The following is a 764-nucleotide window of genomic DNA, read 5'->3' on the forward strand; positions in this document are numbered from 1 at the left end:
CAGCATCGACCGCAGGCTGCTGGTCGCGCGCGAGGCCGACGGGCTGGTGCCCTCCTGGCATGGTGACAGCATCGAGCAGGGGCTGCGCGCAGCGCGCCTCGGCACGCTAGCGCGGATGGGACTAGCAACCGAGGAGGTGAAAGGGCGCTACCAACTTGCCGACGATCTGGAAGCAACGCTGCGTGACATGGGCCGACGTGGCGACATCATCGCGACCATGCACGCGCTACTGAAAGCGCGGGCGCCCGAAGTGCATCCGCAGGACTATGCGATCTACAACCCAGCCGAGGGCAAGCCGCTGATCGGCCGTGTCGTGGCGACGGGACTGGCCGACGAGCATCGCGACCGCCATTACCTGATCGTGGCAGCGACCGACGGGCGCAGCCACTATGTCGAGCTGGGCAATCGGTCGCTCTCGGAAGTGAGCGAGCGCCCCGAGATTGTGCGGGTGTCGCCGGTCATCGCCGGCATCCGCGATGTCGATCGAACTGTTGCCGAGGTCGCTGCCGCCAACAACGGCAACTACAGCGTCGACGCGCATCTCCGCCATGACGCCAGTGCCAGTCAGCGCTTCGCCGAAGCCCATGTCCGGCGGCTGGAAGCGATGCGACGGGGAGGGGGCGAGGTCGAGCGCATGCCGGATGGCAGCTGGAAAATCGGCGCCGATCATCTCGACAAGGTGCTGGCCTTCGAGCGAAGGGCGGCTGCGGCACGGCCCGTCGAGATCGAGACGCTTGCCGAGCGCCCGGTCATGGAGCTGGTTC

The 764-nt window shown here is 67.3% G+C and carries 1 protein-coding gene; it reads left to right on the plus strand.

Going from position 1 to position 764, the window contains the following annotated elements; genetic code table 11:
- Positions 1–764: DUF3363 domain-containing protein (locus SAZ01S_RS23355; RefSeq protein ID WP_167693256.1), on the plus strand; the 764-nt coding region annotated here is incomplete at both ends.

Origin of the sequence: Sphingomonas azotifigens NBRC 15497 (genome assembly GCF_002091475.1) — a bacterium.
Lineage (GTDB): Bacteria > Pseudomonadota > Alphaproteobacteria > Sphingomonadales > Sphingomonadaceae > Sphingomonas > Sphingomonas azotifigens.